This is a genomic window from Streptomyces sp. NPDC104381, from assembly GCF_055583745.1.
On the sequence record NZ_JBVJNK010000004.1, the window covers coordinates 503,522 to 529,197 of the forward strand.

Below are 25,676 nucleotides of genomic sequence, written 5' to 3' on the forward strand. Positions count from 1 at the left end.
CCGATAAGCGTCCGTGAACGATATGAACGCAAGGGTGACGGCCGTCACAGGGAAGTGAATAGTCACCGGGGCCCCCAGGGACGGGGAGCCGGAGCCGCCGCACACCCGAGGAGACCCCCGTGGCAGAGAAAGCCGCACGACGGGACCGCACCCACTATCTCTACCTGGCCGTGATCGCCGCCGTGGTGCTGGGCATCACGGTGGGCTTCGTCGCTCCGGACTTCGCCGTGGAGCTGAAGCCGATCGGCACAGGCTTCGTCAACCTCATCAAGATGATGATCTCGCCGATCATCTTCTGCACGATCGTGCTGGGGGTCGGCTCCGTACGGAAGGCCGCCAAGGTCGGTGCCGTCGGCGGTCTGGCCCTCGGCTACTTCCTGGTGATGTCGACCGTGGCCCTGGCCATCGGCCTGGTCGTCGGCAACATCCTGGAGCCCGGTTCCAGCCTCCACCTCACCGAGGCGGCCCGCGCCGCGGGTGAGGCGCAGGCGGGCGACAGCGAGTCCACCGTGGACTTCCTGCTCGGCATCATCCCCACGACCATGGTGTCGGCCTTCACCGAGGGCGAGGTCCTCCAGACCCTGCTCATCGCGCTGCTCGCGGGCTTCGCGCTCCAGGCCATGGGCTCGGCCGGCGAGCCGGTCCTGCGGGGCATCGGGCACATCCAGCGCCTCGTCTTCCGCATCCTCGCGATGATCATGTGGGCCGCCCCGGTCGGCGCGTTCGGCGCGATGGCGGCGGTGGTCGGCGAGACCGGCCTGGACGCGCTGAAGTCCCTCGCGATCATCATGGTCGGCTTCTACGTCACCTGCGCGCTCTTCGTCTTCCTGATCCTGGGCGCCATCCTGCGCCTGGTGGCCGGGGTCAACATCTTCTCCCTGCTGAAGTACCTGGGCCGTGAGTTCCTGCTGATCCTCTCCACCTCCTCCTCCGAGTCGGCCCTGCCCCGGCTGATCGCGAAGATGGAGCACATGGGCGTCAGCAAGCCCGTCGTCGGCATCACCGTGCCGACCGGCTACTCCTTCAACCTCGACGGCACCGCGATCTACCTCACGATGGCCTCGCTCTTCATCGCCAACGCCACGGGCGACCCGCTGAGCATCGGGGAGCAGATCTCGCTGCTGGTCTTCATGGTGATCGCCTCGAAGGGTGCGGCGGGCGTCACCGGCGCCGGTCTCGCCACCCTCGCGGGCGGCCTCCAGTCGCACCGCCCCGAGCTGGTCGACGGCGTCGGCCTGATCGTCGGCATCGACCGCTTCATGAGCGAGGCCCGCGCCCTGACGAACTTCGCGGGCAACGCGGTGGCCACGGTGCTCGTCGGCACCTGGACCAAGGAGATCGACCGGGCCCGGGTGGACGAGGTCCTCTCCGGCGCGCTCCCGTTCGACGAGCAGACGATGACGGACGACCACAGCCCTGCGGACGCCGAGGTCCCCGAGGCCAGGGACGGCGGCGAGGAGAAGCCCTCGCTCGCGAAGGTCTGATCCACGAAGGACGCGGCCGGCACGGGACTCCCGTGCCGGCCGCGTCCGTGTTCCCGCGCGGCCTCGGCCACCTGCCCGGCATGGGCGGAGGCGATGACGGGCGGACGCGCCTGCCGTCCCGGGTCCGCCCGCGCGCGCCTCAGCCGTACGGGATGTGGACCACCGACTGGTTGCCGGTGCCCACGGTGCTCGTGCCGTTGCCGATGGCGTTCCAGACCTCGACCCGTACGGTGCCGTTCACCAGGTTGCCGTGGCTCCCGGTGGACGACCTGATCCCCTTGGCCTGGGTGTAGTGCTCGTACCCGGGGACGGGGTCGGTGGCGAAGTAGTTGTACGTCTCCGTGCGGTCCCAGGTCCCGTCGCCCGTACGGTCGTAACTCACCCTCACCTGCTGCCCGTTGGCCACGGTCGTGCCCGAGTCGGCGAAGACGTCGAACTGGGTGGAGCCGCCGTCGTAGGCCCGGGTGATGCCGGTCGCGGTGAAGGTCTGCGGACTGTGCGGGGTCCCGTCGTGGTTGCCGCCGCCGGCCGAGGCCACCGTCACCGAGGAGGCGGCGGACTGGGCCGCGCCGAGGCCGCCGGCGCTGCGCAGGGCGAGGGTGGAGGAGCCGGTGGGGGGATCGGTCGGCGGGTCCGTGGGCGGGTTCGTCGATCCGCCGCCTCTGGTCCAGACGCCCACGTAGTCGACCAGCATGGGCCGGCCCGGGACGGTCTCCGCCGTCGGGGTGGAGCCGCCGAGCGCGTTCGGGAAGGCGCCGCCGATCGCGAGGTTCAGCAGGAGGAAGTACCCGGCGTGGTCCGTCATGTTCGCCCAGGTCGCGGTGTCCAGCTGGCTCTGGGTGACGCTGTGGAAGAGCTGGTCGTCCACGTACCAGCGCAGGGCGTTGGGGGTGGTGGCGCGGTCCCACTCGAAGCGGTACGTGTGGAAGGCGGACTGGCAGCTTGCGCCCGGGCAGGCGCGGCTGTTGCCCAGGCCGGTGGTCTCGTTGCAGGGGCCGCCCGGGTTGACGCCGCAGTGGAGCACGCCCCAGACGGAGTTGATCCCGTTGACGTTCTCCATGATGTCGAACTCGCCGATGCCCGGCCAGTTCCAGTAGTTGCCCCGGTACGGCGATCCCAGTGCCCAGAACGCGGGCCAGTAGCCGAGCGCCGCGTTACCGGTGACGTTCGGCATCTGGACGCGGGCCTCGATGCGCAGGGTGCCGCCGGCCGGCGCCTTGAAGTCGGCCCGCTTGGTCTCGATACGGCCCGAGGTCCAGTTGCCCGCGCTGTCGCGGAGCGGGGTGATGCGGAGGTTGCCGCCGCCGTCGAGGCTGACGTTGTCGGGGCTGGCGGTGTAGTTCTGGATCTCGCCGGTGCCCCAGTTGCCGGGGCCGCCGGGGTAGCCGTGACCCGTGTCGATCTGCCAGTTCGTGGAGGACGGCAGGCTGCGGTTCGCGCCGTTGAAGTCGTCGCTCCACTGGAGGTTCCAGCCGGGCGCGGTCGGCACGTCACCCCGGGCGGACCCGGATCCGGCGACGGTGATCACTCCGGCGAGGGTCAGGGCCAGGGCCGTGAGGGCGGCGAGGACGGTCGTACGTCTGTGGGGTCTGTGCGGGACGGTGCGGCTCGTACGCAAGGGGACCTCCGGTGGGGACGGTGCCGGGGAAGGTGCGATTGAGAGCGCTCTCAGAGTTATGTAGACGCGCCCGGGGCGGCCGTCAATGGCCCCGGCGGCTTCACTTCCCGAATGCCGGGCCCCCGCTTCCCTTGCCTTGACGCCGACGTCAAGGATTACCGTCGCGGTATGCGAATCGGGGAGCTGGCCGAGCGCGCCGGGACGACGACACGGACGCTGCGGTACTACGAGTCACGGGGCCTGCTGCGGGCGCGCCGCGCGGGGAACGGCTACCGCACGTACGACGAGGGCGATCTGCGGATGGTCCGGCAGATCCGGACCCTCCAGGACTTCGGGTTCGACCTGGAGGAGACCCGCCCCTTCGTCGACTGCCTGCGCGCGGGCCACCCGGCGGGCGACTCCTGCCCGGCCTCGCTGGCCGTCTACCGGCGCAAGCTCGGCGAACTGGACGCGCTCATCGGCCAGTTGCAGTCGGTCCGTACGGAGGTGGGCGCCCAGCTGGCCCGCGCCGAAGTGGAGGCGTCGGCGGAGACGCCCGGCGGCCCCGAACCACGATGTGAACTGAACCGGGAGGACGAGGACCGATGATCCACGCAGAGGGAGTCACCGAGGTCACCGATGCCACATTCGACGAGGAGGTACGGGGGACGGGCCTCCCGGTCCTCGTCGAGTTCACCGCCGACTGGTGCGGCCCCTGCCGCCAGCTCGCCCCGGTGCTCAGCGCGATCGCCCGCGAGGAGGCCGGCCGCCTGAAGGTCGTCCAGATCGACGTGGACCACAACCCGGCCGTCACCAGCCGTTACGCGGTGCTGTCCACGCCGACCCTGATGGTCTTCCGGGACGGCGAACCGGTGAAGTCGTCGGTGGGCGCCCGCCCGAAGCGCCGCCTCCTCCAGGAGCTGGAGGACGTGCTCCCGGCGGCGGTCTGACACGGGCGGACGCGCCTTCAGCCCGGCACCGCGTCCCGCGTCCGGGCGACCCAGCACGCGACCTCGGATCCCGCCCCCGGTGTCGGCAGCAGCACCGGTTCGTCCGTCCGACAGCGGTCGACGGCGAGCGGACAGCGCGGGTGGAAGCGGCAGCCGGGCGGCGGGCTGCCCGGGTCGGGGACCTCGCCGCTCAGCGCCCGGGGACGGCAGCCGCTGCCGTCCGGCACGGGGACGGCGGCCAACAGGGCCCGGGTGTAAGGGTGCTGCGGATCGTTGAAGATCTGCTCGACGGTGCCCGCCTCCACCACACGGCCCAGATACATGACGACCACCCGGTCGGCGAGCGCGCCGACCACCGCCAGGTCGTGCGAGATGAAGGCGAGCGCGATGCCTTCCTCGCGCGACAGGTCCCGCAGCAGATTCGCCACCGCGGCCTGCGCGGACGCGTCGAGGGCCGACACCGGCTCGTCCGCGACGATCATCCTCGGGCGGGAGGCGAGCGCCCGGGCGATCGCCGCGCGCTGCCGCTGTCCGCCGGAGAACTCGTGCGGGTACTTCTCCGCCGCCCCGTCCGGCAGGCCGACCCGGCGCAGCGCCTCGACGGCCTCGCGCGCGTTCTCCGGGTCGCGCCGCCCGCGCCCGGCGCCCCGCGCACGCTCGCGGGCCACCACCACCTCCTGGATCTGCGCGCCGATGGTGCGCCGTGGGTTGAGCGAGGCGTTCGGGTCCTGGAACACCATCTGGAGCGGCAGCAGGCCGGAGGCGCGGCGACGCCGTCCGACGGCGCCCACCGCGGTGCCGTCGAAGGTGATCGAACCGGCCCGCGCGGGGGCGAGCCCGGTCATGGCGCGGGCCAGGGTGGACTTGCCGCAGCCGGACTCGCCGACGATGCCGACGATCTCGCCCGGGGCGATCTCCAGGCCGACGCCGGCCAGCGCGCGCATCGGGGGCAGTCCCTTGCGCGGGTATTCGACGACCACGTCCTCGATACGGAGCAGCGGTTCGGCCGGGCGGCCGGTGGTGTCGGTCATGCCTTCCTCCGGGCGGGGGCCCCGGCCGCGGGGACGGGGCCGGGGATCGATGGGGTGTCGGCGGGGCGGGCGGCCCCGGGCTCCGCCAGCACACACGCGACCGTACGGGCGGGGCCGAGGCCGACCGTGACCGGGCGCACCCGGTCGCAGCCCTCGACGGCCGAGGCGCAGCGCGGGTGGAAGGCGCAGCCGGACGGCGGAGCGTCGGCGGCGGGGGCCGAACCGGGGATGGGGCGCAGCGGCACGGCGTGCCCGACGGCGGAGCGCTCCCCGAGCGAGGCGTGCGGCAACGCCTGCAACAGGCCCCGTGTGTAGGGGTGCTGGGGGTCGCCGATGACCTCGCCCACGGTGCCGGTCTCGATGACGCGGCCGGAGTAGAAGACGGCGATCCGGTCGGCGACGGAGGACAGCACGCCGAGGTCGTGGGTGACCATGACGACCGCCATGTCCGTCTCCCGCCGGAGCTCGTCGAGGAGTTCGACGATCCCGGCCTGCACGGTGACGTCGAGGGCGGTCGTCGGCTCGTCGGCGATGAGCAGGCGCGGGCCGCAGGCCAGGGCCGAGGCGATGGCGATGCGCTGACGCATCCCGCCGGAGAACTGGTGCGGGTAGCGGGCGGCGGCCGAGGCCCCGCCGGGGATGCGCACCAGGTCGAGCAGCTCGACCGCCCGGGCGGCCGCCTGCTTCCGGCTGACGCCCTCGTGGCGGCGTACATGATCGGTGATCTGCCGGCCCACGGTCAGCATCGGGTGCAGGGCGGAGGACGGGTCCTGGAAGACGACCGCGATGTCCCGGCCGCGCACCCGGCCCCACTCCTTGTCGGGGAGCCCGACCAGCTCGCGCCCGTCGAAGCGGACCGAGCCGGTCACCCTGGCGCGTTCGGGACCGAGGCCGACCAGGGTCATGCCCGTCACCGTCTTGCCGCTTCCGGACTCCCCGGCGATGCCGAGGACCTCCCCGGGGCGGACGGTGAGACCGACACCGTCGACGAGCCGGATGTCCCCTCCGGCGCGGGGCAGGGTGACCGTCAGGTCCCTTACGTCCAGCAGGGGTTCGGCGGCACTCATCATCGTTCTCCAGCCGTCGGGAGCTTGGGGTCGAGCCGGTCGCGCAGGGCGTCGCCGAGAACGTTGAAGGCGACCACGACCGTGACGATGGCGAGACCGGGAACGACCGCGAGCCACCACTGGTTGAAGTACTGGGACGCCTCGGAGATCATCGATCCCCATTCGGCGGCCGGCGGCCTGGCGCCCAGTCCGAGGAAGGACAGTCCGGCGAGCAGCAGGATCGCGCCGCCCACGTCCAGCATGGCGAGGACGAGCAGCGAACCGGCGACGCCGGGCACCAGGTCCACGAGGATCGAGCGGACCGAGCCGACCCCGGCGAGCCGGTTCGCGTGCACGAAGTCCGCCTCCCGCAGCGAGAGCACGGCGGACCGTACGGTGCGGGCGTATCCGGGCCACCAGACGAGGGCTCCCGCGAGGACCGAGTTGGGCAGCGACGGGCCGAGCGAGGCGGCCACGGCCATCGCCAGGATGATCACCGGGAAGGCGAAGACGACGTCGGTGACGCGCATCAGGACCTCGTCGACCCAGCCGCCGAAGAAGCCCGCGGCAAGCCCGACGACCGTACCGATCACGGCGGTCGCGGTGATGAGCAGCAGCCCGACCGGGACGGACAGGCGGGCGCCGTACAGGACGCGGGAGAGCACGTCGCGCCCCGCGGGGTCGGTGCCGAGCCAGTGCGCGGAGGACGCGCCTTCGAGGGGCACCGCACCCTGGTCGAGCGGGTCGTACGGCGCGAGCAGGGGCGCCAGGAGGATGACGGTCAGCCACAGGAGCAGTACGCCGACGGCGACGCCCTGTGCGGGATTGCGGCGCGCCCAGCGCCAGGCGCCGGCCACCCGTCCCGTACGGAGGCCCGGTGCGGTGACCGGGGTGAGGGTGGCGGTCATGAGAGGCGGATCCTCGGATCGAAGGCGGCGTACAGGAGGTCGGCGGCCAGGTTGACCACGACGAAGACCAGGGCGATGAGGATGGACACGCCCATCACGGCGGGCAGGTCGAGGTTGGTCGAGCTGCGGAAGGCGTACTGGCCGATGCCGTTCCAGGAGAACTGCTGCTCGATGTAGACGGTCGCGGCGAGCAGCAGGCTGAAGGAGAGGGTGGTGGCGGTGATCAGCTGGCCGGACGCCGAGCGCACCGCATAGCCCCACAGGACACCGCGTGCCCGGAGTCCCTTGGCGCGCCCCGCCTTCACGAAGTCGGAGGAGAGCGCTTCGAGTACGGCGCTGCGCGTGAAGCGCAGCACCATGCCGACGACGGACAGGGCGAGCACCGAGGCGGGCAGGACGAGATGGACGGTCGCCGAGGCGAAGGCGCCCGTGTCGCCGGTCAGGAGGGCGTCGGCCGTGTAGAAGCCGGTGATCCGGGGCGGTGGATCGAGGGCCGGGGCGAGCCGCCTGGAGCCGGGCAGGACGCCGAGGTTCTTGACGAACAGCACGGCAGCGACCATGCCGATCCAGAAGGTCGGCAGGGACACCCCGGTCAGGGACAGGGTGCGGGCGATCCGGTCGAGCCGGCCACCGCGCCCCTTCGCGGCGAGCACCCCGAACAGCACACCGATGACGAGGGCCATGAGGGTGGCCACGACGACCAGTTCGAGGGGGGCGGGCAGCTTCTCGGCGAGGTCGTCGAGGACCGGGCGCTGCGTCTGCTGCGAGGTGCCCAGGTCTCCGCCGAGCAGATGGCCGAGATAGGAGACGTACTGCACCGGCAGCGACCGGTCGAGGCCCTGGTCCGCGCGGTAGCGGGCCACCGTCTCGGGGTCGTCGAGGGCGCGCTGGCCGAGGTTGGCGGTGGCCGGGTCCGCCGGGACGACGGAGCTGAGCAGGAAGGTCACCAGGGTGACGCCGAGGACGATCAGAGCGGAGGACGCGATACGGCGCAGCGCGTACGCCGCCAGGGGCGGCATCCTGCGGCGGGCACCGGGAGCAGGGGACTTCGTGGCGCGCGGTGGTCCCGCCGGTGTGCGGGCCGGGCCGGCGGGGGCGGTGACGGGGGCGGTGTCGGTCATGGGCGGTTCACCCCTCCGAGCGGCCGAGCGTGGCCAGGTCGAGGTAGTAGAGCGGGTTGCGGACCAACCCGGTGACCTCGGATGAGGCGACGGTGACGAAGTTCGGCTCCAGCAGCGGGACGAAGGGGCCGTCCTCGTTCATCGCCCGGTTCCACGCCGTGTACGCGCTGAGCCTCTCCCGCTCGTCGACCGAGGCGTACGCCTTCTTCGTGAGGGCGGCGAGTCCGGGGGCGTCCTCCGCCGGCCAGTGCACCCGTTTGGAGAGGAAGTCGCCGGGGGCGAAGCCGAGGACGTTCTGCGGGTCGAGGTAGTCCGGCGGGTAGGACCACAGGGCGAGTTGCGTCTTCCCGTCCACATACCGTTGCAGCGAGGTCGACGTCGGCGAGGGGCGGAGCGTGACGGTGATCCCGATCTTCCCCAGGTCGCTCTGGACGCGCTGGGCCATGACCCCGTAGTCGAGGCCGGCCAGCCGGTGGTAGTCACTGGCGTAGTCGAGGGTCAGCTCGATCTTCTTCAGGCCCTGGTCCTTCTCGGCCTTCTCCACGAGGGCGCGGGCCTTCTCGGGGTCGTAGACCCCGGCGTCCTCCGTGCCGAGGCCCCCGGTGAAGACGGTCGGCAGGATGCCGGTCGCCGGAGCGGAACCAGGACCGGCGATCTCGACGAGGCGCTGGTGATCGATGCCGAGCCGGATGGCCTCCCGGACGTCGTCGGAGGCGGTGGGGAGGCCCTTCTCGCGGCTGACCGCGAGGTACAGCACCTCGGCCGCCCGGCTGTTGTCGACGATGAGGCCGTCGTCGTGCAGGCCCTTGGACTGCAGTGCCGAGATGTCGAGGGCGATCTGGGAGTCGCCGGACTGCACCCCCAGCAGCTGCTGCTGGGCCGACGGCACGTTGCGGATGATCACCCGGGGATAGGCCGGCGCGTCACCGGCGTAGTGCGGGTTGGCCTCCAGGACGATCTGCGAGGAATTGCTGTAACTCTCCAGCCGGTACGGACCGGAGCCGGCCGACACCGTGTTCAGCCAGGACTCGGCCCCGTCCTCCGTGACCGCGTTCTTCGCGTCGGTGCCGCCGTGCGCCCGTACCGCGTCCGCGTTGACCACCCCGAACTGCGGGGTGACCAGCATCGCGGGCACATCGGCGCGCGGGGTCTCGGTGGTGAGGACGACGGTCCGGGCGTCCTCGGCCTCGACGGTGATCCCGGCCATCAGGAAGGCGGGGCTGGCCTTGACGTGACGGAGCCGGTCGAAGGAGAAGGCGACATCGCTCGCCTCGACGGGTGTGCCGTCGGAGAAGCGTGCGTCGTCCCGGAGGGTGAACGTCCAGGACCGGCCGTCCCGCGAGTTGGACCAGGACCGGGCCAGGCCGGGCACCGGCGTACGCAGGTCGTCGCCACGGTAGGTGGTCAGCGTCTCGTACAGGGCGTGGTCGACGAGGTAGTCCGTGGGCTGGTAGACGCGGGCCGGGTCGATCGACTTGGCGTTGAAGGCCGTGTCGACGACGAGGGTGTGGCGCGCGGCCTCGACGGAGACACCGGCGGTGGCGCAGGAGGTGAGCGAGGCGGTGAGGGCGGCGGCCAGCGCGAGGGCGGCGAGGGTGCGCCGCCGGGGCCGGGGTGGCGGGCCACCCGCCGGTGGACTGGGGCAGTGGGTCATCGGGGTCTCCGCTCGGAGAGGCGAGGAAGAGGGGAAGGGGGCGGGAGGTCGCGTCCGGCGGTGCGGGCGGCGTACGGGCCGGGGCGGCCCGGCGTCGGAACGGGGCCCCGCCGCCGGGCCGGACGGTCAGGCCGAGCCGGTCACGCGCACGGCCGGGCGGTCACCTTGCAGGTCCACGTCGATGGTCTGCCGGTACAGGCGCAGCCAGTTGCCGCCGCACAGCTTCTCGACCTCGGCGGGGGAGAAGCCGGCCTTGGCCAGCCCCTGGGGGATGTTGCCGAACTGGGCGGCCGTTTCGAACCACTCGGGGTCCGGCACGACCGGCGACTGGCCGGGCTTGCCCGCCCCGTACTCGGGCCCCCGCGTCCAGTGGCCCTTGCGCATCTCCACCATGTGCTCCTCGGTGAGGAAGCGGCCGAGGTCGGAGCCGACGCCGACGTGGTCGACGCCGATCCGCTCCACGGTGCGGGCGACCAGTTCGCACCAGCTGTCCACGGTCTCGCACCACTCGCCGGCGATGTTCGGGTACATCGTCAGGCCGAGCACCCCGCCCCGTTCGGCGAGCGCGTCGATGACCTCGGGCCGCTTGTTGCGCGCGTGGTCGAAGAACTCGCGCGGATTGGCGTGGTTGACCGCCACCGGGACGGCCGAGGCGTGGATCGCGTCGTACGACGTCCGGTCGCCGACGTGCGAGCAGTCGACGACGATGCCGCAGCGGTTCATCTCCTCGACGGCGTTGCGGCCGAAGCGGGTCAGGCCCGCGTCGGTGGTCTCGTAGCAGCTCGCCCCGAGGGTGTTCTGGATGTTGTAGGTGAGCTGCATGACCCGCAGGCCCATGCGGGCGAAGAGCTCGATGTGGTCCAGCCGGTCCTCGATCGGGGACGCGTTCTGGGTGCCCATGAGGACGGCGGTGCGGCCCTCGGCGGCGGCCGCCTCGATGTCGGCCGTGGAGTACGCGATCCGTATGAGGTCGGCGTTGTCGCGCTCCATCCCGTACCAGTCGGCGAGGGCCCGCATGGTCTCCGCCGCGTTCTCCCAGAAGGCGATGGTGTTCGTCACGCAGTCCACGCGCCCGGCGCGCAGCTCCTCGAAGACCGTCCGGTTGAAGACCCCGCACTCGAGTCCGTCGATGTTCATCGCTGCGCTCCGTCGTCGGGGGACTTGATGGCCGTGCCACCGACGAAGTCCACGTCGTCGGTGAGGTCGGGTTCGATCACGCCGTTCTCGTCGACTGCGGTCGCGCCGGCGTGCTTGAGCGAGGTCACCGATTCCGTGGACAGCGCGTGGGCGGAGTCCTCGAACAGTGACCACCACAGGGCGGCGGGGGTCTCCACACCGCTGTGGACCGCACGGGCCGCCGGCAGCGATCCCACGAATGGGAGGAGCCGCAACAGCGTGCTGTCGTCGGGGAGCTCGGGTGCGCGTCGCTCCATGACGAGGAGGACGCCCGCACCGGCCAGGGCCTCGGGCAGCGGGGGCAGCCCGGCGGCCGGCGCGGCATCCGGCGCGGAGGGCGTCACCGTGAGCACCACACCCCGGTCGGTGCCCTGGTGCTCCAGTACGGCGGCGAGTGCGGCGCGCTCGACTCGCCCCGCCCACAGGACGACCCGCTGCCCGGGTTCCGCCTGGAGCAGGTCGAGCAGCGCGGGTGCGACGACGAGGGCGCTCTGCCCGAGACAGTCGACCACGAGCGACCCCGGGGCCTCGGCGGCGATCTCCACCCGGCCCGCGTGCTCACGGTCCGCGTCGCCGAGCCCGTCGGCGAAGAACTGGAGCGCGGGCAGCCCGGCGGCCTGGGCGTGCAGCACCAGATCGCGTACGGCGGGCACGGCGCCGAGCGCGAGTCCCTGTGCCTGGAGGAGGCGCTCGGTGACGAGCCGCAGTTCGCGCAGCGACAGGCGGAGGGTCTCGGCGTCGGAGGCGTTCTGCCAGGTGCGGCCGAGGCGGTCGGCGGCGCCTTCGCCGCCGGTGCCACAGGTGAGGGTGGCGGAGGTCATCGGTCGGCTCCGTTCGAGGGTGCGGGTACGAGGGTGACGGTGTTCCCGGGGTGCGGCACGGCGGGCCAGAACCACGGGCCCGCACCGGAGCCCCCGAGGTCGTCCGCCGTGGGGGCGCCCTGGAAGATCACGCCACGCAGATCACGGCCCAGGTAGTCCTTGGTGCGCTCCAGGCCGTAGAAGGCGGCGTTCACCAGGCGGATGATCCGCGCGGGCACGAAGGCGGCGTCCCGGATGTTGGTGTGCGGGACGGCGTACGCGCGCCCGGCGAGGGACTGGAGGCGCTCGACGGGCCCCCGCAGTTCGGGGCGGCGGGCGAGGAGGCGCCCGACGGGCAGGGCCGGGTCCTCGCCGGTGAGTACGCCGTCGAGGTGCTGGACGATGCCGGGGACGTCCACGGTGAGGTCGACGGTGCCCTCGGGCAGTTCGGCGGTGGCGCCGCATCTGGGCTCCTCGGCCGACCGGGACTTGTACCAGGTGTTGGCGACCGCGCCGGGCGCCGTACGGTCGACGGCGAGCGCCCACGCGTAATGGTCGGCGAGCAGGGCACGCAGCTCACCGGCGGTCATCGAGGCGTCCCGCCGGAACGTCTCGTCCACGGTGAGCTCCGCCGCGAGCCGGTCCGACTCCTCGGGGTCCAGCTCGGTGAGCACGGAGTTGACCACCTCGGTGGCCTCGGCGCAGATCCCCTCGACCCCGTCGACCAGCTCGGCCACGGTCGGCACACGTCCGGCCGCCTCGGCCCCGGCGGTGCGCTCCGGGATCGCGGCCAGCACCCGCCGCAGGTCGGTGACGATCCGCCCGGCGGGGGTGAAGCAGGTGTACTCGTTGACGTCCTCGCCCTGGTGGACGGCGGCCCGCTCCAGCAGACCGACCAGGGTGCCGGCCACGGCGGAACCGGCGGGCGCCGGGAGGACGCGTGCGTGGGCGAGGGCCTGTTCGCGCAGCGCGATCCAGCGGTCCACCAGCGCCGGGTGGTTGCCGACCCAGAGGACGAGGCCGAGCGCGGAGCTGTTGCCGACGCCGAGGAAGCGGCGTACCTGCGGGTCGAGGGCCACGGCCGCGTCGGAGCGGCGGGCGGCCAGCGCCTCGACCAGGTCCGCGCTCAGCTCCCGCATCATGTACGCCGACAGCAACTGGGCGTGGTACGGCACCGCGAGGGGGTGCTCCTCCCCGTACGCGAGGAACGTGCGGGTACCGAAGGTGCCGTTGCCGTCGAGACCGATGTTGCGCATCAGATAGCCGACGCGGGCGAGCGCGACCGTGTCGGGCTGCCGTCCCGCGGCCAGCGCGTCCACGACGTGCTCGAAGACGCGCAGCGAGCGGTTGGCGCGGCACCACGTGAGCGTGTGCCCGGTGGCCCGGCCGTGGTAGAGGCGCGGCATCTCGTTGCGGGTGTGCTCGATGTCCTCGGCCGTGGCCGGGCCGTCGAGGAGGGCGCCCATCATGTCCCAGCCGAGGTCGAAGATGCGCAGGGTGCGCTCCTGCGAGGAGGGCGGGAAGGCGAAGGCCACGAAGTCCAGCACGCGGTCGGTGGTGTGGATGCGGTAGACGGCCTCGCCGCTGCCGTCCTCCCCGACGGTCAGCGAGCGGCGCTCCACGCGCCAGTTCTCGCGAAGCATCCGGTTGACCAGGGAGCGGGCCGACGAGAGGCGCCCGGCCTGCAGGGAGGAGAGCGCGGTCGAGGTCATGATCTCGGCGGCCGGCCGGCCGACGGTCGTGGCCGGACTGGGCTGTGGTGCCACGGATGGTTCCTTACGTTGTCGGTACACGCGGTGCGGTGCCGCCCACGGGCGCCGGTACTCCGGTGTCCGTGGGGGCGGCGTGAAGGTGCGCGCGACGGCGGGGCGCGAGAGGAGCCCCGGGGCCGGGCACGGGAAGAAGCGGTTACGGAGGACCCGGCCGGCGGGGATGAGGGCCGGGGGCGGGCCGGTGCGCCGGTGACGGCGCGGCGGGGCACGCCCCGGTCGGGGGCGGCGGCGCCGGGGTGGAGCGGCGGGCCGTGTCCGGTGGGCGAGGGCCTGCGGGCCGGAATCCGGGACGGGACGGCGTGATCGGTGACGGGCTTCAGCGCGAGGAGGCGTCGGGGTGCGGGGCGGCGGCGGTCACCTGCTTCCTGAGACGATCCTGGTGACCCGGGCGGCGCACGCGACGGCGTCACCCGCGGCCGCCTCGGCGTCGAAGCGGACCATCGGGCCGACCACGGACAGGGCGGCCATCACCCGGCGTCGCGCGTCGAAGACCGGGGCCGCGACGGCGACCGTCGGCTCCAGCCGGTTCGGCAGGGAGATGGCGTAGCCGAGGTCGCGGATGTGCTCCAACTCCGTGTCACCGGCGGTGGATACGCCCGACTGCCGCAGCGCCTCCAGGTCGTGCGGGAGCGCCCAGGCGGTGAGCACGCGACCGGAGGCGGTGTCGGAGATCGGCATCCGCGCCTCGATCCGGGAGTCGACGCGCAGCAGCCGGTCCACCTCGACCCGCTGAACGATCCGGGCCGAGTCACCGTCGAGGACGGCCAGCGACACCGTCTCGTCGACGAGAGCCGCCAGTTCCTCCATCGCGGCGGTGGCCCGGTGGCCGAGCCCTGCCTGGGAGAACGCGGCGTCGGAGAGCCTGGAGACACGGAGGCTGAGCCGGTAGGTCCCGTCCTCGGCCTGCTCGGCCCACCCGCCGGCGCACAGGGTCACCAACTGCCGGTGCACATAACCCCGGCTGCCGCCGGTGCGCCGGGCGAGCTCGGAGGCACCCACGCCCTGCGGTTCGTCCGCGAGGGCGGCGAGCACCTCCAGCGTCTTGAGCGAGGAGGTGAGGATCTGGGTGACCAAGGTGCTGTCTCCTATACGAGGACACTGTCTCCGATCGGGATGCGTCACTTAAACACCGTGCTCGCCGGGCCGTCAATGGTCACCCGAGGAAAAACATCGAACACACCATCAGATGCGGCAAACTCTGCCTTTCGCCTTGGATTTCACTTCTGTATGCCTGCTCTGCTTTCGAATATGTGGCCCGGGTCGGTGCGGCGCCGCATCCGCATCCGTCTTCCATACGGAGACGAAGGGTGGATTGTGTCTCCGGCGCGGGCTCCCGGTGGTGCCCCGCGTCGCCGGTGCCGCCGATGTGCGCCTCCTCTACATCGCGGAAACATTGATGTACGGTCCACTCGCATGCGTAGCCGACTTGTTCTCGCGTGGACCTCGACCCTGGCCGCCGCACTCGCGCTCACGGCAGCGGCCGGCCCGGTGGCCGCCGCCCCGGCCGCCGCCCCGGCCGCCGCCCGCGGGCCCGTGACGCCGAAGGCCCACTGCCCCCGACTCTCCGACGAACTCCCCTGGTACGGCGACAACCGCGCCCGGTTGCAGCGCGTGATCGACGAACGGGGCACCTGCCACGGCAAGGGCGGACCGCGCCCGGTCGCCGCGTTCGACTGGGACAACACCGTCACCAAGAACGACGTCACCGACGCCACCATCAGCTGGTCCCTGCGGCACGACAAGATCCTGCGTCCGGCCCGCTGGAAGGACACCAGCAAGTGGCTGACCGGCACCGCGGAGAAGGCCCTCACCGAGGCCTGCGGCACCGACGTCGAGGTGGGAGCGTCCCTGCCCACCTCCACGAACGACCGCTGCGCCGACGAGATCCTCCAGATCCGTGAGGACGGCACCACGATGAGCGGCGACGCCGCCTTCGCGGGGGAGTGGAACCACCGCCGCACCGTCCCGCAGTACGCGTGGGTGCCCCAGCTGTTCGCCGGGCACACCGTCCCCGAACTGCGCGCGTACACCGAGGCCGCCCGCGAGGAGGCCCTCGCCGCGCCGGTCGGCGCGACCCGCACCGTCGGTACCCATGTCCTCCCGGCCTACGTCCGCTACTACGAACAGCAGCGTGACCTGATCCGTACGCTCCGGAGGGCCGGGTTCGACGTCTGGATCGTCTCGGCGGGCTCCGAGCCGGTCACCGAGGTCTGGTCGCGCGGCGTCGGCATCGACCGCGCGCACACCGTCGCCATCCGCTCCGTACTCGACGGCGAGGGCCGCATCACGACCCGTAACGAGGGCTGCGGCGGGGTGGGCCGCACCGAGGGCGAGGTCATCCCGTACATCGACGGCAAGCGGTGCTGGATCAACCAGGAGATCTACGGGATCAAGGGCCGGGCCGCCTGGAGCAAGCAGGCCCCGGACCGGCGGATCACGCTCGGCGGCGGTGACGCCGACACCGACGTGACGTTCGTCGGTGACGCGACCGGCGCGCACCTCGTGCTCAACCGCAACAAGAACGAGGTGATGTGCCGCGCCTACGACAACGCCGACGGCCGCTGGGTCGTGAACCCCATGTTCATCGAGCCGCTGCCCCGCAGGACCACGGCGTACCCCTGCGCGACCGCCGCCTGGACCCGGCCCGCGGGCGGCTTCGGCCCCGTGCGGCGTGACGACGGCAGTGTCGTGCCGGACCAGCGGGACACGGTGTACTGACCGCCCGCGGGCAGGCCGCCGGGCCCGTCCGGCGGCCTGTCGGTACGGCTGGCTAGGCTCTCCCGGGACCCGGGGCGGGTGGACCGTACCGGGGGACACCGATCATGGGGGAAGCAAGCATGCGCAAGACACTGACCGCGACGGCCTTCGTTCTGACGGCCGCTCTGCTGACGGGCTGCGGTGGTGGCGAGGAGAAGCCGGCCGACGCGGGCAAGGGGAGCGGCCCCGCCGCCCAGGAGTCCGCGAAGGAGAAGGAGACCGGCGCGGGCGCCGTGGCGGAAGGCGCCTCGCACGAGGTGACGATCAAGGTGGACGGGGCGGGGAAGAGCACCGTCATGTACACCCTGGACGACTCGGACTTCACCGAGGTGGAGCTGCCGTGGACGAAGACGGCGACCATCGCCCCGCGCGGCGCGGAGAGCAAGGTCGGCCGGCTGGTGATCGTCACCCCCGGCACCGCGACCGCCGCCGACGGCAGGCTGGTCTCGGCAGGATGCTCGATCACCGTCGACGGCAGGACGGTCGTCGAGTTCAAGGGCGGCGGCGAACAGGGCAAGCCCTGCTCCTACAAGCTCAAGTAGGACGGGCGGCCGCCGGGCTGTCGTCGGCGTCGCGCAGCCACAGCTCCGCGATCAGGGAGCCCGGCGGCGGGTGCGCGACGTCCGTGCGCTCTCGATGTCGGACCGAAGGGCACTGAGGCGGACGGGATCTCGCGAATCGTCGAGCACCACCACGCGCAGCCGATCGCCGACCCGGGGACCCCGGACCTCATCGGACCACCAGGACGGGTGTTTCACCTGGTCGACGAAGCCGGCGACGTCGGCCCCGGCCACCTCCACCGAGGACCCGACCGCGGCCACCGCGGTGACGACGACGTCGGCCTCCTGGTCGTTCACCAGCTGCGGGGACACCGGCGGGCCGGCGGGCCACAGGGGAGCCGAGAGGATCGTCCCCCTCGCGAGTCCGGCGACCGGCCCCCCGGTGAGGGTGACGCGGGCCGAGTGAGGAGGGCCCAGGAACGCGACCTCGCGCCCGTAGCGCTCGATCCCGGTGACGGTGAGGGCGGTGGAGGACGCGGCTTCCGAGGCGGCCGGGGAGGGGAACTGCTGACCGGCCCGGACGTCTCCGCCGAGGCACCGGACGACGCAGACACCTCCATGGTCGTCGCCGTGCTCGACCTCGTAGATCTGTAGCGTGCAGCTGAGTTCGTCGCTCACCGCGGGGACCGGCGTCGGTGGGGGCCTGCTGAAACGCGCATGGCCGAAAGGTAACGCACCGGTCGGGCGGGGAGGGTGCGCCCGCGCCTCCGGACGCACCCCCCTGTTCCGTCGCCTCAGGCCGGCCGCAGCCAGACCGTCGCCAGTGGCGGGAGCGTCAGCGTGATGCTGGTGTCCCTGCCGTGCGCCGCGACCGCCTCCGGCTTCAGCGGCTCCTCGTTGCGTACGTCGCTGCCGCCGTAGCGGGCCGCGTCCGTGTTCAGGACCTCCACCCAGGCCTCCGGGCCGTCCGGTACGCCGATGCGGTAGTCGTGCCGCACCACCGGGGAGAAGTGCGAGACCGCGATCAGCGGGGAGCCGTCCGCGTCGTGGCGGACGAACGAGAACGCGTTGTCCTCGGCCGCGCCGCCGTCGATCCAGCTGAAGCCCTCCGGCGAGGTGTCCCGCTGCCAGAGCGCGGGCAGCGCGTTGTAGACCGCGTTGAGGTCCGTGACCAGGGAGCGCACGCCCCGGTGGTCGCCGGAGGCCTCGTACGTCTCGTCGAGCAGCCACCAGTCCGGGCCGTGGCCCTCGGACCACTCGGCGCCCTGGGCGAACTCCTGCCCCATGAAGAGGAGTTGCTTGCCGGGGTGCGCCCACATGAAGCCGAGGTAGGCACGGTGGTTCGCGCGCCGCTGCCACCAGTCGCCGGGCATCTTGGTGACCAGGGCCTGCTTGCCGTGCACGACCTCGTCGTGCGAGATCGGCAGCACGTAGTTCTCGCTGTACGCGTACACCATCGAGAAGGTCATCTCGTTGTGGTGGTACTTGCGGTGGATGGGCTCCTTGGAGATGTACACCAGCGAGTCGTGCATCCAGCCCATGTTCCACTTCAGGCCGAAGCCCAGGCCGCCGCTGTCCGTGGCGCGGGTGACGCCGTCCCAGGCGGTCGACTCCTCGGCCATCGTGACGACACCGGGGTTACGCCGGTAGACCGTCGCGTTCATCTCCTGGAGGAAGGCGACCGCGTCCAGGTTCTCCCGGCCCCCGAACTCGTTCGGCGACCACTGGCCGTCCTCACGCGAGTAGTCGAGGTAGAGCATCGAGGCGACGGCGTCGACCCGCAGCCCGTCGATGTGGAACTCCTCGCACCAGTAAGTGGCGTTGGAGACAAGGAAGTTACGGACCTCCTTGCGGCCGTAGTCGAACTCCAGGGTGCCCCAGTCCGGGTGCGCCGCCCGGTTCGGGTCGGAGTGCTCGTACAGCGGGCGGCCGTCGAACTCGGCGAGCGCCCAGTCGTCCCGGGGGAAGTGCGCCGGCACCCAGTCCATGAGGACGCCGATGCCCGCCGCGTGCAGCGCGTCGACCAGGAAGCGGAAGTCGTCCGGGCCGCCCATCCGGGACGTCGGCGCGTAGAAGCCGGTGACCTGGTAGCCCCAGGAGCCGCCGAACGGATGCTCCGAGACCGGCATCAGCTCCACATGCGTGAAGCCCAGTTCCCGTACGTAGGCGGGCAGTTGGGAGGCGAGCTGGCGGTAGCTGAGACCGGGCCGCCAGGACGGCAGATGGACCTCGTAGACCGAGAACGGCGCCTCGTGGACCGGGCGGTCGCCCCGGTGCGCCATCCAGTCCGCGTCCTGCCACTCGTGGTGCGAGGCCGTGACCACCGAGGCCGTGGCGGGCGGCACCTCGGTGCGGCGGGCCATCGGGTCGGCCCGCTGGGTGTGCGACCCGTCGGGCCGGCAGATGTCGTACTTGTAGACGGCGCCCTCGCCGACCCCGGGGAGGAACAGCTCCCAGACACCGGTGGCGCCGAGCGAGCGCATGGGGAAGGCCGTGCCGTCCCAGTAGTTGAAGTCACCCGTGATCCGGACCCCGCGCGCGTTCGGCGCCCAGACCGTGAAGCGGGTGCCGGCCACGCCCTGGTGTTCCATGGGCTGCGCGCCGAGCGCCTTCCAGAGCTCCTCGTGCCGGCCCTCGCCGATCAGATGCAGATCGAGCTCGCCGATGGCGGGCAGGAACCGGTACGGGTCCTCCACCTCGATCGTGTTGTCCTCGTAGGCGATCCGGAGGCGGTACCCGTCCCGGAGGGCGGGCAGCGCCAGGACCCCCGAGAAGAAGCCGTCCCCGTCGCTCTGCAGCTCGGCCCGCTTGCCCTCGGCCAGCACGGTCACCGAGCGCGCGTAGGGGCGCAGCGTCCGGAAGAGCACGCCGCCCGACGTCGGGTGCGCGCCCAGGACACCGTGCGGGTCGTGGTGCTCACCGGCGAGCAGCCGGCCCCGGTCCGCGTCGTCCAGGACGGTGGCGGGCAGCGCGTTCCTGCTGCCCCCGCCGCGCCGTGGTCGGGGCGGGGTGCCGGCGGCCGCCGCGGCCGTCTTCCTGGCCCGGGCGCGCTTGACCGGTGGCGGCGGGGGCGTGTCGGCGGGTGCTTCCGAGGGGGCTTCGGCGGGGACGGGCGCCGCCGCGGGGGCGGTGACCTCGGTGGTCACCGGCTTGGCCGTGGGTGGGACCTCGATGGGATCGGACGGCTTGCGGGACGGCTTGCGGGCGGTCACAGAGACTGCCTCCTCGAAAGGCTCGAAAGGCTCGGCGGATGAGTGGGGGGAAGCGGAGGTCACGCCGGCGCGGCGGCCAGGCGCTGGATGGCGGCCATCGGGACCGGCAGCCAGTCGGGACGGTGCCGGGCCTCGTACAGCACCTCGTACACCGCCTTGTCGGTCTCGTGGGCGCGCAGCAGCTCCGGGTCGGCGCGCGGATCGACGCCCGCCGCGCGGGCGTAGCCCTCGCAGTAGGCGGCACGGCAGCGGGCCGCCCATTCGGGGTTCCACGGGTGGTGCGAGCGGGCCGCGTAGTCGAAGGACCGGAGCATTCCCGCCACATCGCGCACCGTCGGCTGCGGGGCGCGCCGTTCGGGCAGCGGCCGCGCGGGCTCGCCCTCGAAGTCGATCAGCGACCAGAAGCCGTCGTCGCCCCGCAGGGTCTGGCCGAGGTGCAGATCCCCGTGGACCCGCTGCGCCGCCCAGCCGCACTCCGTGTCCCCGAGCGCCGCGACCGCGTCGAAGGCGGTGCGCAGCCCGGGTACGTACGGGACGAGTGCCGGGACCGCCCGGGCGGCGGCCTCCAGGCGCTCCACCATCCCGGCCACCAGATCCCTGGTCCGGTCGTGCGCCAGGGGCGGCGTCGGCAGCGCGGCGGCGAGCGCGGTGTGCACCTCGGCCGTGGCCCGGCCGAGCGCGTGCGCCTCCGGGACGAAGTCCCGTCCGGCGGCCAGCGCGGAGAGCGCCAGCTGCCAGCCGTCCTGGGCACCGCGCAGGAACGGCTGCAGCACGCCGAGCGTGAGCGGCTCCGTGTTCGTCGTCGCCTCGAACCAGGCCACCGGGGCGGGCACCCGGCGGCAGCCCTGGCGGCCGAGCGCGAGGGGCAGTTCGAGATCGGGGTTGGTGCCCGGGAACACCCTGCGGAAGATCTTCAGGATGAAGGCGTCCCCGTAGACGAGGGAGGAGTTGGACTGCTCGGTGTCCAGGACGCGCGGGACGAGTCCCGCCGGGATGGGCTCGGCCTGGTCGAAGCGTAGGGGGCCGAGTGACCCGGGGTTACGGAATCGTTCCAGCAGAAGGTCGGCGACGCGCGGGTCGTGCAGCCCCTCGTACAGGGTGCGGCCCGCCAGCGGCCCGTCCGTGACCTGGCCGATGCGTGCGTCGGACAGGCGCGGGGGCAGCGTGGTGCGCACCCCGAGCAGCAGTTGGTAGCAGTCCCCCTGGGCGGGCGCGGGGCGGCCGTCCGGCTGGTGCACCCGGACGAGCAGGTGCAGCAGCCCGGGGCCGGTGCCCGTGGCGTCCAGGGGCAGTATCTCGGTGGCCGCGACGAGGGAGAACCCGGTGACGGGCTGTCCCTTGCCCGCGAACCAGCGCTGCCGGGGCACCCACTCGTGGAGCAGTGGGGCGAGCGACGGCAGCAGGGCAGTGGTGCCCGTGGCGCTCGGCGTATGTCTTCTTGTCGTCTTTCTGGATGTTGTGCTCTTCGCCAGGGCGACTCGAGTGGATGCAGCCTCCGACATGGCATCGCGTCCTTTCCCCGGGCACACCACAGGATGCGAAGAGTGTCCCGGATTGCGGCAATGGCTGTCCGGCTGTGCGGGACGTGTCGGGTGAGGATGGTCCGTACGGACTCGATCGATGGGCCGTGAAGCGCCCGAAGGAGCCCGGAAGAGCTCGATATGGGGGAGAGTGCCCCGTGCGGGGCGGCGGAAACCGCCCCGCGGGTGGCGCCCCAGGAGATGAGGCGCCGTCAGCTCACCGTCACCGGCGGTCAGCTGACCGGAGCGTCCTTCCGCAGCCGGAACCAGTAGAAACCGTGCCCGGCGAGTGTCAGCAGGTAGGGCCACTGACCGACGGCGGGGAAGCGCACCCCGCCGATCAGCTCCACCGGATGACGCCCGTCGAACGCCCGCAGATCGAGCTCCGTCGGCTGCGCGAACCGCGAGAAGTTGTGGACGCACAGCACGAGATCGTCCTTGTACTCGCGGGTGAACGCGATCACCGCCGGGTTCGACGACGGCAGTTCGTTGTACGAGCCGAGGCCGAACGCCGGGTTCTGCTTACGGATCTCGATCATCCGCCGCGTCCAGTGCAGCAGCGACGACGGCGAGGCCATGGACGCCTCGACGTTGGTGACCTGGTAGCCGTAGACCGGGTCCATGATCGTGGGGAGGTAGAGCCGCCCCGGATCGCTGGAGGAGAAACCGGCGTTGCGGTCGGGCGTCCACTGCATCGGGGTGCGTACGGCGTCGCGGTCGCCCAGCCAGATGTTGTCGCCCATCCCGATCTCGTCCCCGTAGTAGAGGATCGGGGAGCCGGGCAGCGACAGCAGCAGCGCCGTGAACAGCTCGATCTGGTTGCGGTCGTTGTCCAGGAGCGGTGCGAGACGCCTGCGGATGCCGATGTTGGCCCGCATCCGCGGATCCTTGGCGTACTCCGCGTACATGTAGTCGCGCTCTTCGTCCGTGACCATTTCGAGCGTGAGCTCGTCGTGGTTGCGCAGGAAGATGCCCCACTGGCAGCCCGACGGGATCTCCGGGGTCTTCGCCAGGATCTCGGAGACCGGGTAGCGGCTCTCGCGGCGTACGGCCATGAAGATGCGGGGCATCACCGGGAAGTGGAACGCCATGTGGCACTCGTCGCCGCCGGCCGTGTAGTCGCCGAAGTAGTCGACGACGTCCTCCGGCCACTGGTTGGCCTCGGCGAGCAGCACCGTGTCGGGGTAGTTGGCGTCGATCTCCTTGCGGACCCGCTTGAGGAAGCCGTGGGTCTCGGGGAGGTTCTCGCAGTTGGTCCCCTCGCGCTGGTAGAGGTACGGCACGGCGTCGACCCGGAAGCCGTCGATGCCGAGGTCCAGCCAGAAGCGCAGCGCCGAGATGATCTCCTCCTGCACGGCCGGGTTCTCGTAGTTGAGATCCGGCTGGTGCGAGAAGAAGCGGTGCCAGTAGTACTGCTTGCGGACCGGGTCGAAGGTCCAGTTGGACGTCTCCGTGTCGACGAAGATGATCCGCGCGTCCGGGAACTGCTTGTCGTCGTCGGCCCAGACGTAGTAGTCGCCGTAGGGCCCGTCCGGGTCGGTGCGGGACTGCTGGAACCAGTCGTGCTGGTCGCTCGTGTGGTTCATGACGAAGTCGATGATCACGCGCATGCCGCGCTGGTGCGCGGCGTCGACGAACTCCACGAAGTCGGCGAGGTCGCCGAACTCCGGCAGCACGGCCGTGTAGTCGGATACGTCGTAACCACCGTCGCGCAGGGGCGACTTGAAGAACGGCGGCAGCCAGAGGCAGTCGACGCCCAGCCACTGCAGATAGTCCAGCTTGGCGGTGAGGCCCTTGAGGTCGCCTACGCCGTCCCCGTTCGAGTCCTGGAAGGACCGGACGAGTACCTCGTAGAAGACGGCGCGCTTGAACCAGTCGGGATCGCGGTCCTTGGCGGGAGTGTCCTCGAACAGGTCGTGGACAGGCTCATTGACGATCATGGTGTGGGTGACCCTCCGGTCGGCGGGGACGGTCGCAGGACCGCGATGTGCGCGGGTGTCACACCCGGCTCGAGACGCACATAGAAGGTCCTGCCCCAGTGATAGGTGTCGCCGGTGAGCTCGTCGCGCACCGGCACGCTCTCGTGCCAGTCGAGGCCGAGACGCGGCATGTCCAACGAGACCGTGGCCTCCTGGGTGTGGTGAGGGTCGAGGTTGACGACCACCAGAACGATGTCCGGACCCGAGCGCTTGCTGTAGGCGATCAGCGCTTCGTTGTCGACCGGGTGGAAGTGGACGTCGCGCAGTTGCCGGAGTGCCGGATGGCGACGCCGGATCCGGTTGAGGGAGGTGATCAGGGGTGCGAGCGAGCGGCCCTCACGTTCCGCCGACTCCCAGTCCCTGGGCCTGAGTTGGTACTTCTCGGAGTTCTGGTACTCCTCGCTCCCGGGACGCACCGGGGTGTTCTCGTACAGCTCGAAGCCCGCGTACACGCCCCAGGAGGGGGACAGGGTCGCGGCCAGCACGGCCCGGGCCTCGAAGGCGGGACGGCCGCCCTCCTGGAGGTACCCGGGAAGAATGTCGGGCGTGTTCACGAAGAAGTTGGGCCGCATGTACGAGGAACTCTCGCCCGAAAGCTCCGTGACGTACTCGGTGAGTTCCTGCTTCGTGTTACGCCAGGTGAAGTACGTGTAGGACTGCTGGAAGCCCACCGAGGCCAGCGTGCGCATCATCGCGGGCCGCGTGAAGGCCTCCGCCAGGAAGATCACGTCCGGGTCGGTGCGGTTGATGTCGGCGATCACCTTCTCCCAGAAGACCACCGGCTTGGTGTGCGGATTGTCGACGCGGAAGATCCGTACGCCGTGCTCCATCCAGAACCGCAGGATGCGCACCGTCTCCCTGACGATCCCGGGCAGGTCCGCGTCGAACGCGATCGGATAGATGTCCTGGTACTTCTTCGGAGGGTTCTCGGCGTACGCGATGGACCCGTCGGGGCGGTGGTGGAACCACTCCGGGTGCTCACTCACCCAGGGGTGGTCCGGGGAGCACTGGAGCGCGAAGTCCAGCGCGATCTCCATCCGCAGGGTGCGGGCCGTCGCGACGAAGTGGTCGAAGTCCTCGATGGTGCCGAGGTCGGGGTGGACGGCGTCGTGGCCGCCCTCGGCCGAACCGATCGCCCAGGGCACGCCGGGGTCGTCGGGACCGGGGGTGAGGCTGTTGTCGGGGCCCTTGCGGTGGGTGGTGCCGATGGGATGGACCGGCGGGAGGTAGACGACGTCGAACCCCATCGCGGCGACGGCGGGAAGCCGCTCGGCTGCGGTCCGGAAGGTGCCGCTGACCAGCCGGGGGGCCGGCGGCGGGAGCTCCGCGGTGACCGCCGCGGCGGCCTTCTTCCGGGCTGCCGCGACCTTGGCGGGCTGGGCGGCGGTCTTCGCCGTCTTCGTCGCCCGCGGCTTGCGGGCCGGCTTCGGGGGCTCCACGGGCTCCAGCCGCGCCCCCTCGGAGCGGGGGAACATCTCGTACCAGGAGCCGTACAGGGCGCGCGGGCGCTCGACGGTCAGCGGCAGCGGGCGGGACGCGGTGACCAGTTCGCGCAGGGGGTGGCGGCCGAGCGCCTCGTCCACCTCGGCGGTCAGCGCCGCCGCGAGCCGGGACGCGGCCGGGAGGCTCGTGTCGCGCAGCGCGTCGACGGCGGCCAGCACGGCCTCGCGCCCGTCCTTCTTGGGCACGCCCTCGGCGGCGCGGGCGTACAGCTCGGCGCCCTCCTGGAACACCAGTGCGGTGTCGATGCCTGCCGGGACCTTGATCCGTGCCTGCGCGCGCCATGTGGTGACCGGGTCGCTCCACGCCTCGACGGTGTACGTCCAGTGCCCCTCCGACCCGGGGGTGACGTCGGCGCCCCACCGGTCCGTGCCCGGGGCGAGCTCGCGCATCGGCGTCCAGGGGCCGGGCCGTCCGCTCGGGTCGCTCAGGACGACGTTGGCGGCCACGGCGTCGTGGCCCTCGCGGAACACGGTGGCGCTGACCTGGAAGGTCTCGCCCGTGACGGCTTTGGCGGGCCGTCTGCCGCAGTCGACGAGCGGACGGACGTCCAGGACGGGAATGCGACCGATCATGGAATCACCTGGGGGTCGGAGCTCGGCATGCACGGCGCGCGACGTGGGCGTGAAGGGCTGACCGCGCGCGCCGCGATGGTGGGGTTGCGTCCTT

Annotated in this window: 20 protein-coding genes; 5 read left to right on the plus strand and 15 right to left on the minus strand. The window is 71.9% G+C overall.

The features are described from left to right. Positions 1-119: 119 nt before the first annotated feature. Positions 120-1,484 carry a cation:dicarboxylate symporter family transporter gene (locus ACZ607_RS16100; protein ID WP_469735308.1) on the plus strand — a complete coding sequence of 455 codons (1,365 nt, stop codon included), beginning with the start codon at positions 120-122 and terminating at the stop codon, positions 1,482-1,484. Positions 1,485-1,623: 139 nt separating this feature from the next. Here ACZ607_RS16100 and ACZ607_RS16105 read toward each other — a convergent pair whose 3' ends face one another. Then, positions 1,624-3,102: a glycoside hydrolase family 16 protein gene (locus ACZ607_RS16105; protein ID WP_469735309.1), complete on the minus strand. Its 1,479-nt coding sequence runs from the start codon at positions 3,100-3,102 to the stop codon at positions 1,624-1,626. A gap of 168 nt (positions 3,103-3,270) precedes the next feature. Here ACZ607_RS16105 and ACZ607_RS16110 point away from each other — a divergent pair, with 168 nt between their 5' ends. Both ACZ607_RS16110 and trxA read left to right on the plus strand, forming a co-directional pair. Then, positions 3,271-3,690: a MerR family transcriptional regulator gene (locus ACZ607_RS16110; protein ID WP_469735310.1), complete on the plus strand. Its 420-nt coding sequence runs from the start codon at positions 3,271-3,273 to the stop codon at positions 3,688-3,690. Further along, the gene (gene trxA / locus ACZ607_RS16115; protein ID WP_469735311.1) at positions 3,687-4,031 is read left to right on the plus strand and encodes a thioredoxin; all 345 of its coding nucleotides are present in this window, start codon (positions 3,687-3,689) and stop codon (positions 4,029-4,031) included. The genes ACZ607_RS16110 and trxA overlap by 4 nt, the downstream gene beginning before the upstream one ends. A 17-nt stretch (positions 4,032-4,048) precedes the next feature. On the opposite strand, the gene ACZ607_RS16120 is transcribed toward trxA, so the two are convergent. From ACZ607_RS16120 to ACZ607_RS16160, 9 genes are all read right to left on the minus strand, one after another. After that, complete coding sequence (locus ACZ607_RS16120; protein ID WP_469735312.1) at positions 4,049-5,062, minus strand: ABC transporter ATP-binding protein; 1,014 nt, start codon at positions 5,060-5,062, stop codon at positions 4,049-4,051. Then, positions 5,059-6,129, minus strand: a complete 1,071-nt coding sequence (locus ACZ607_RS16125) for an ABC transporter ATP-binding protein (RefSeq protein WP_469735313.1) — start codon at positions 6,127-6,129, stop codon at positions 5,059-5,061. The genes ACZ607_RS16120 and ACZ607_RS16125 overlap by 4 nt, the downstream gene beginning before the upstream one ends. Further along, complete coding sequence (locus tag ACZ607_RS16130) at positions 6,129-7,016, minus strand: ABC transporter permease (protein ID WP_469735314.1); 888 nt, start codon at positions 7,014-7,016, stop codon at positions 6,129-6,131. Before ACZ607_RS16130 ends, ACZ607_RS16125 begins: the two co-directional genes overlap by 1 nt. Continuing rightward, positions 7,013-8,137, minus strand: coding sequence for an ABC transporter permease (locus ACZ607_RS16135; RefSeq protein WP_469735315.1), 1,125 nt, complete (start codon positions 8,135-8,137; stop codon positions 7,013-7,015). Before ACZ607_RS16135 ends, ACZ607_RS16130 begins: the two co-directional genes overlap by 4 nt. A 7-nt stretch (positions 8,138-8,144) precedes the next feature. Continuing rightward, a complete protein-coding gene (locus tag ACZ607_RS16140; RefSeq protein ID WP_469735316.1) occupies positions 8,145-9,791 on the minus strand; it encodes an ABC transporter substrate-binding protein in 1,647 nt (548 codons plus the stop codon). Between the two features lie 126 nt (positions 9,792-9,917). Continuing rightward, the gene (locus ACZ607_RS16145; RefSeq protein WP_469735317.1) at positions 9,918-10,928 is read right to left on the minus strand and encodes a dipeptidase; all 1,011 of its coding nucleotides are present in this window, start codon (positions 10,926-10,928) and stop codon (positions 9,918-9,920) included. Then, positions 10,925-11,788: a hypothetical protein gene (locus tag ACZ607_RS16150; protein ID WP_469735318.1), complete on the minus strand. Its 864-nt coding sequence runs from the start codon at positions 11,786-11,788 to the stop codon at positions 10,925-10,927. The genes ACZ607_RS16145 and ACZ607_RS16150 overlap by 4 nt, the downstream gene beginning before the upstream one ends. Beyond that, a complete protein-coding gene (locus ACZ607_RS16155; protein WP_469735319.1) occupies positions 11,785-13,533 on the minus strand; it encodes a hypothetical protein in 1,749 nt (582 codons plus the stop codon). Before ACZ607_RS16155 ends, ACZ607_RS16150 begins: the two co-directional genes overlap by 4 nt. Before the next feature lie 360 nt (positions 13,534-13,893). Next, positions 13,894-14,613 carry an IclR family transcriptional regulator gene (locus ACZ607_RS16160; protein WP_469735320.1) on the minus strand — a complete coding sequence of 240 codons (720 nt, stop codon included), beginning with the start codon at positions 14,611-14,613 and terminating at the stop codon, positions 13,894-13,896. Positions 14,614-14,952: 339 nt separating this feature from the next. Here ACZ607_RS16160 and ACZ607_RS16165 point away from each other — a divergent pair, with 339 nt between their 5' ends. Then, positions 14,953-16,257 (plus strand): HAD family hydrolase, encoded by a 1,305-nt coding sequence (locus ACZ607_RS16165; RefSeq protein WP_469735321.1) that lies wholly within the window; start codon positions 14,953-14,955, stop codon positions 16,255-16,257. Between the two features lie 119 nt (positions 16,258-16,376). Further along, entirely contained in the window at positions 16,377-16,838 is a 462-nt protein-coding gene (locus tag ACZ607_RS16170; protein ID WP_469735322.1) for a hypothetical protein, read from the plus strand. 51 nt (positions 16,839-16,889) lie between these two features. Here ACZ607_RS16170 and ACZ607_RS16175 read toward each other — a convergent pair whose 3' ends face one another. The 5 genes from ACZ607_RS16175 to ACZ607_RS16195 form a co-directional block, all read right to left on the minus strand. Further along, positions 16,890-17,474 (minus strand): hypothetical protein, encoded by a 585-nt coding sequence (locus ACZ607_RS16175; protein ID WP_469735323.1) that lies wholly within the window; start codon positions 17,472-17,474, stop codon positions 16,890-16,892. Positions 17,475-17,590: 116 nt separating this feature from the next. Further along, the gene (gene glgB / locus ACZ607_RS16180) at positions 17,591-20,008 is read right to left on the minus strand and encodes a 1,4-alpha-glucan branching enzyme (protein WP_469735324.1); all 2,418 of its coding nucleotides are present in this window, start codon (positions 20,006-20,008) and stop codon (positions 17,591-17,593) included. 59 nt (positions 20,009-20,067) lie between these two features. Further along, the gene (locus ACZ607_RS16185) at positions 20,068-21,510 is read right to left on the minus strand and encodes a maltokinase N-terminal cap-like domain-containing protein (RefSeq protein ID WP_469735325.1); all 1,443 of its coding nucleotides are present in this window, start codon (positions 21,508-21,510) and stop codon (positions 20,068-20,070) included. Positions 21,511-21,761: 251 nt separating this feature from the next. Next, positions 21,762-23,468 carry a maltose alpha-D-glucosyltransferase gene (treS, locus tag ACZ607_RS16190; protein WP_469735326.1) on the minus strand — a complete coding sequence of 569 codons (1,707 nt, stop codon included), beginning with the start codon at positions 23,466-23,468 and terminating at the stop codon, positions 21,762-21,764. Continuing rightward, on the minus strand, positions 23,465-25,582 hold the full coding sequence (locus ACZ607_RS16195) for an alpha-1,4-glucan--maltose-1-phosphate maltosyltransferase (protein ID WP_469735327.1): 2,118 nt from the start codon (positions 25,580-25,582) through the stop codon (positions 23,465-23,467). Before ACZ607_RS16195 ends, treS begins: the two co-directional genes overlap by 4 nt. Positions 25,583-25,676 lie beyond the last annotated feature (94 nt).

Excerpts from the sequence above, each read along its gene's own strand:
- ACZ607_RS16110 (WP_469735310.1), top strand. The coding sequence starts at position 3,271 with ATGCGAATCGGGGAGCTGGCCGAGCGCGCCGGGACGACGACACGGACG.
- trxA (WP_469735311.1), top strand. The coding sequence starts at position 3,687 with ATGATCCACGCAGAGGGAGTCACCGAGGTCACCGATGCCACATTCGAC.
- ACZ607_RS16120 (WP_469735312.1), bottom strand. The coding sequence starts at position 5,062 with ATGACCGACACCACCGGCCGCCCGGCCGAACCGCTGCTCCGTATCGAG.
- ACZ607_RS16125 (WP_469735313.1), bottom strand. The coding sequence starts at position 6,129 with ATGAGTGCCGCCGAACCCCTGCTGGACGTAAGGGACCTGACGGTCACC.
- ACZ607_RS16130 (WP_469735314.1), bottom strand. The coding sequence starts at position 7,016 with ATGACCGCCACCCTCACCCCGGTCACCGCACCGGGCCTCCGTACGGGA.
- ACZ607_RS16135 (WP_469735315.1), bottom strand. The coding sequence starts at position 8,137 with ATGACCGACACCGCCCCCGTCACCGCCCCCGCCGGCCCGGCCCGCACA.
- ACZ607_RS16140 (WP_469735316.1), bottom strand. The coding sequence starts at position 9,791 with ATGACCCACTGCCCCAGTCCACCGGCGGGTGGCCCGCCACCCCGGCCC.
- ACZ607_RS16145 (WP_469735317.1), bottom strand. The coding sequence starts at position 10,928 with ATGAACATCGACGGACTCGAGTGCGGGGTCTTCAACCGGACGGTCTTC.
- ACZ607_RS16150 (WP_469735318.1), bottom strand. The coding sequence starts at position 11,788 with ATGACCTCCGCCACCCTCACCTGTGGCACCGGCGGCGAAGGCGCCGCC.
- ACZ607_RS16165 (WP_469735321.1), top strand. The coding sequence starts at position 14,953 with ATGCGTAGCCGACTTGTTCTCGCGTGGACCTCGACCCTGGCCGCCGCA.
- ACZ607_RS16170 (WP_469735322.1), top strand. The coding sequence starts at position 16,377 with ATGCGCAAGACACTGACCGCGACGGCCTTCGTTCTGACGGCCGCTCTG.
- ACZ607_RS16185 (WP_469735325.1), bottom strand. The coding sequence starts at position 21,510 with ATGTCGGAGGCTGCATCCACTCGAGTCGCCCTGGCGAAGAGCACAACA.
- treS (WP_469735326.1), bottom strand. The coding sequence starts at position 23,468 with ATGATCGTCAATGAGCCTGTCCACGACCTGTTCGAGGACACTCCCGCC.
- ACZ607_RS16195 (WP_469735327.1), bottom strand. The coding sequence starts at position 25,582 with ATGATCGGTCGCATTCCCGTCCTGGACGTCCGTCCGCTCGTCGACTGC.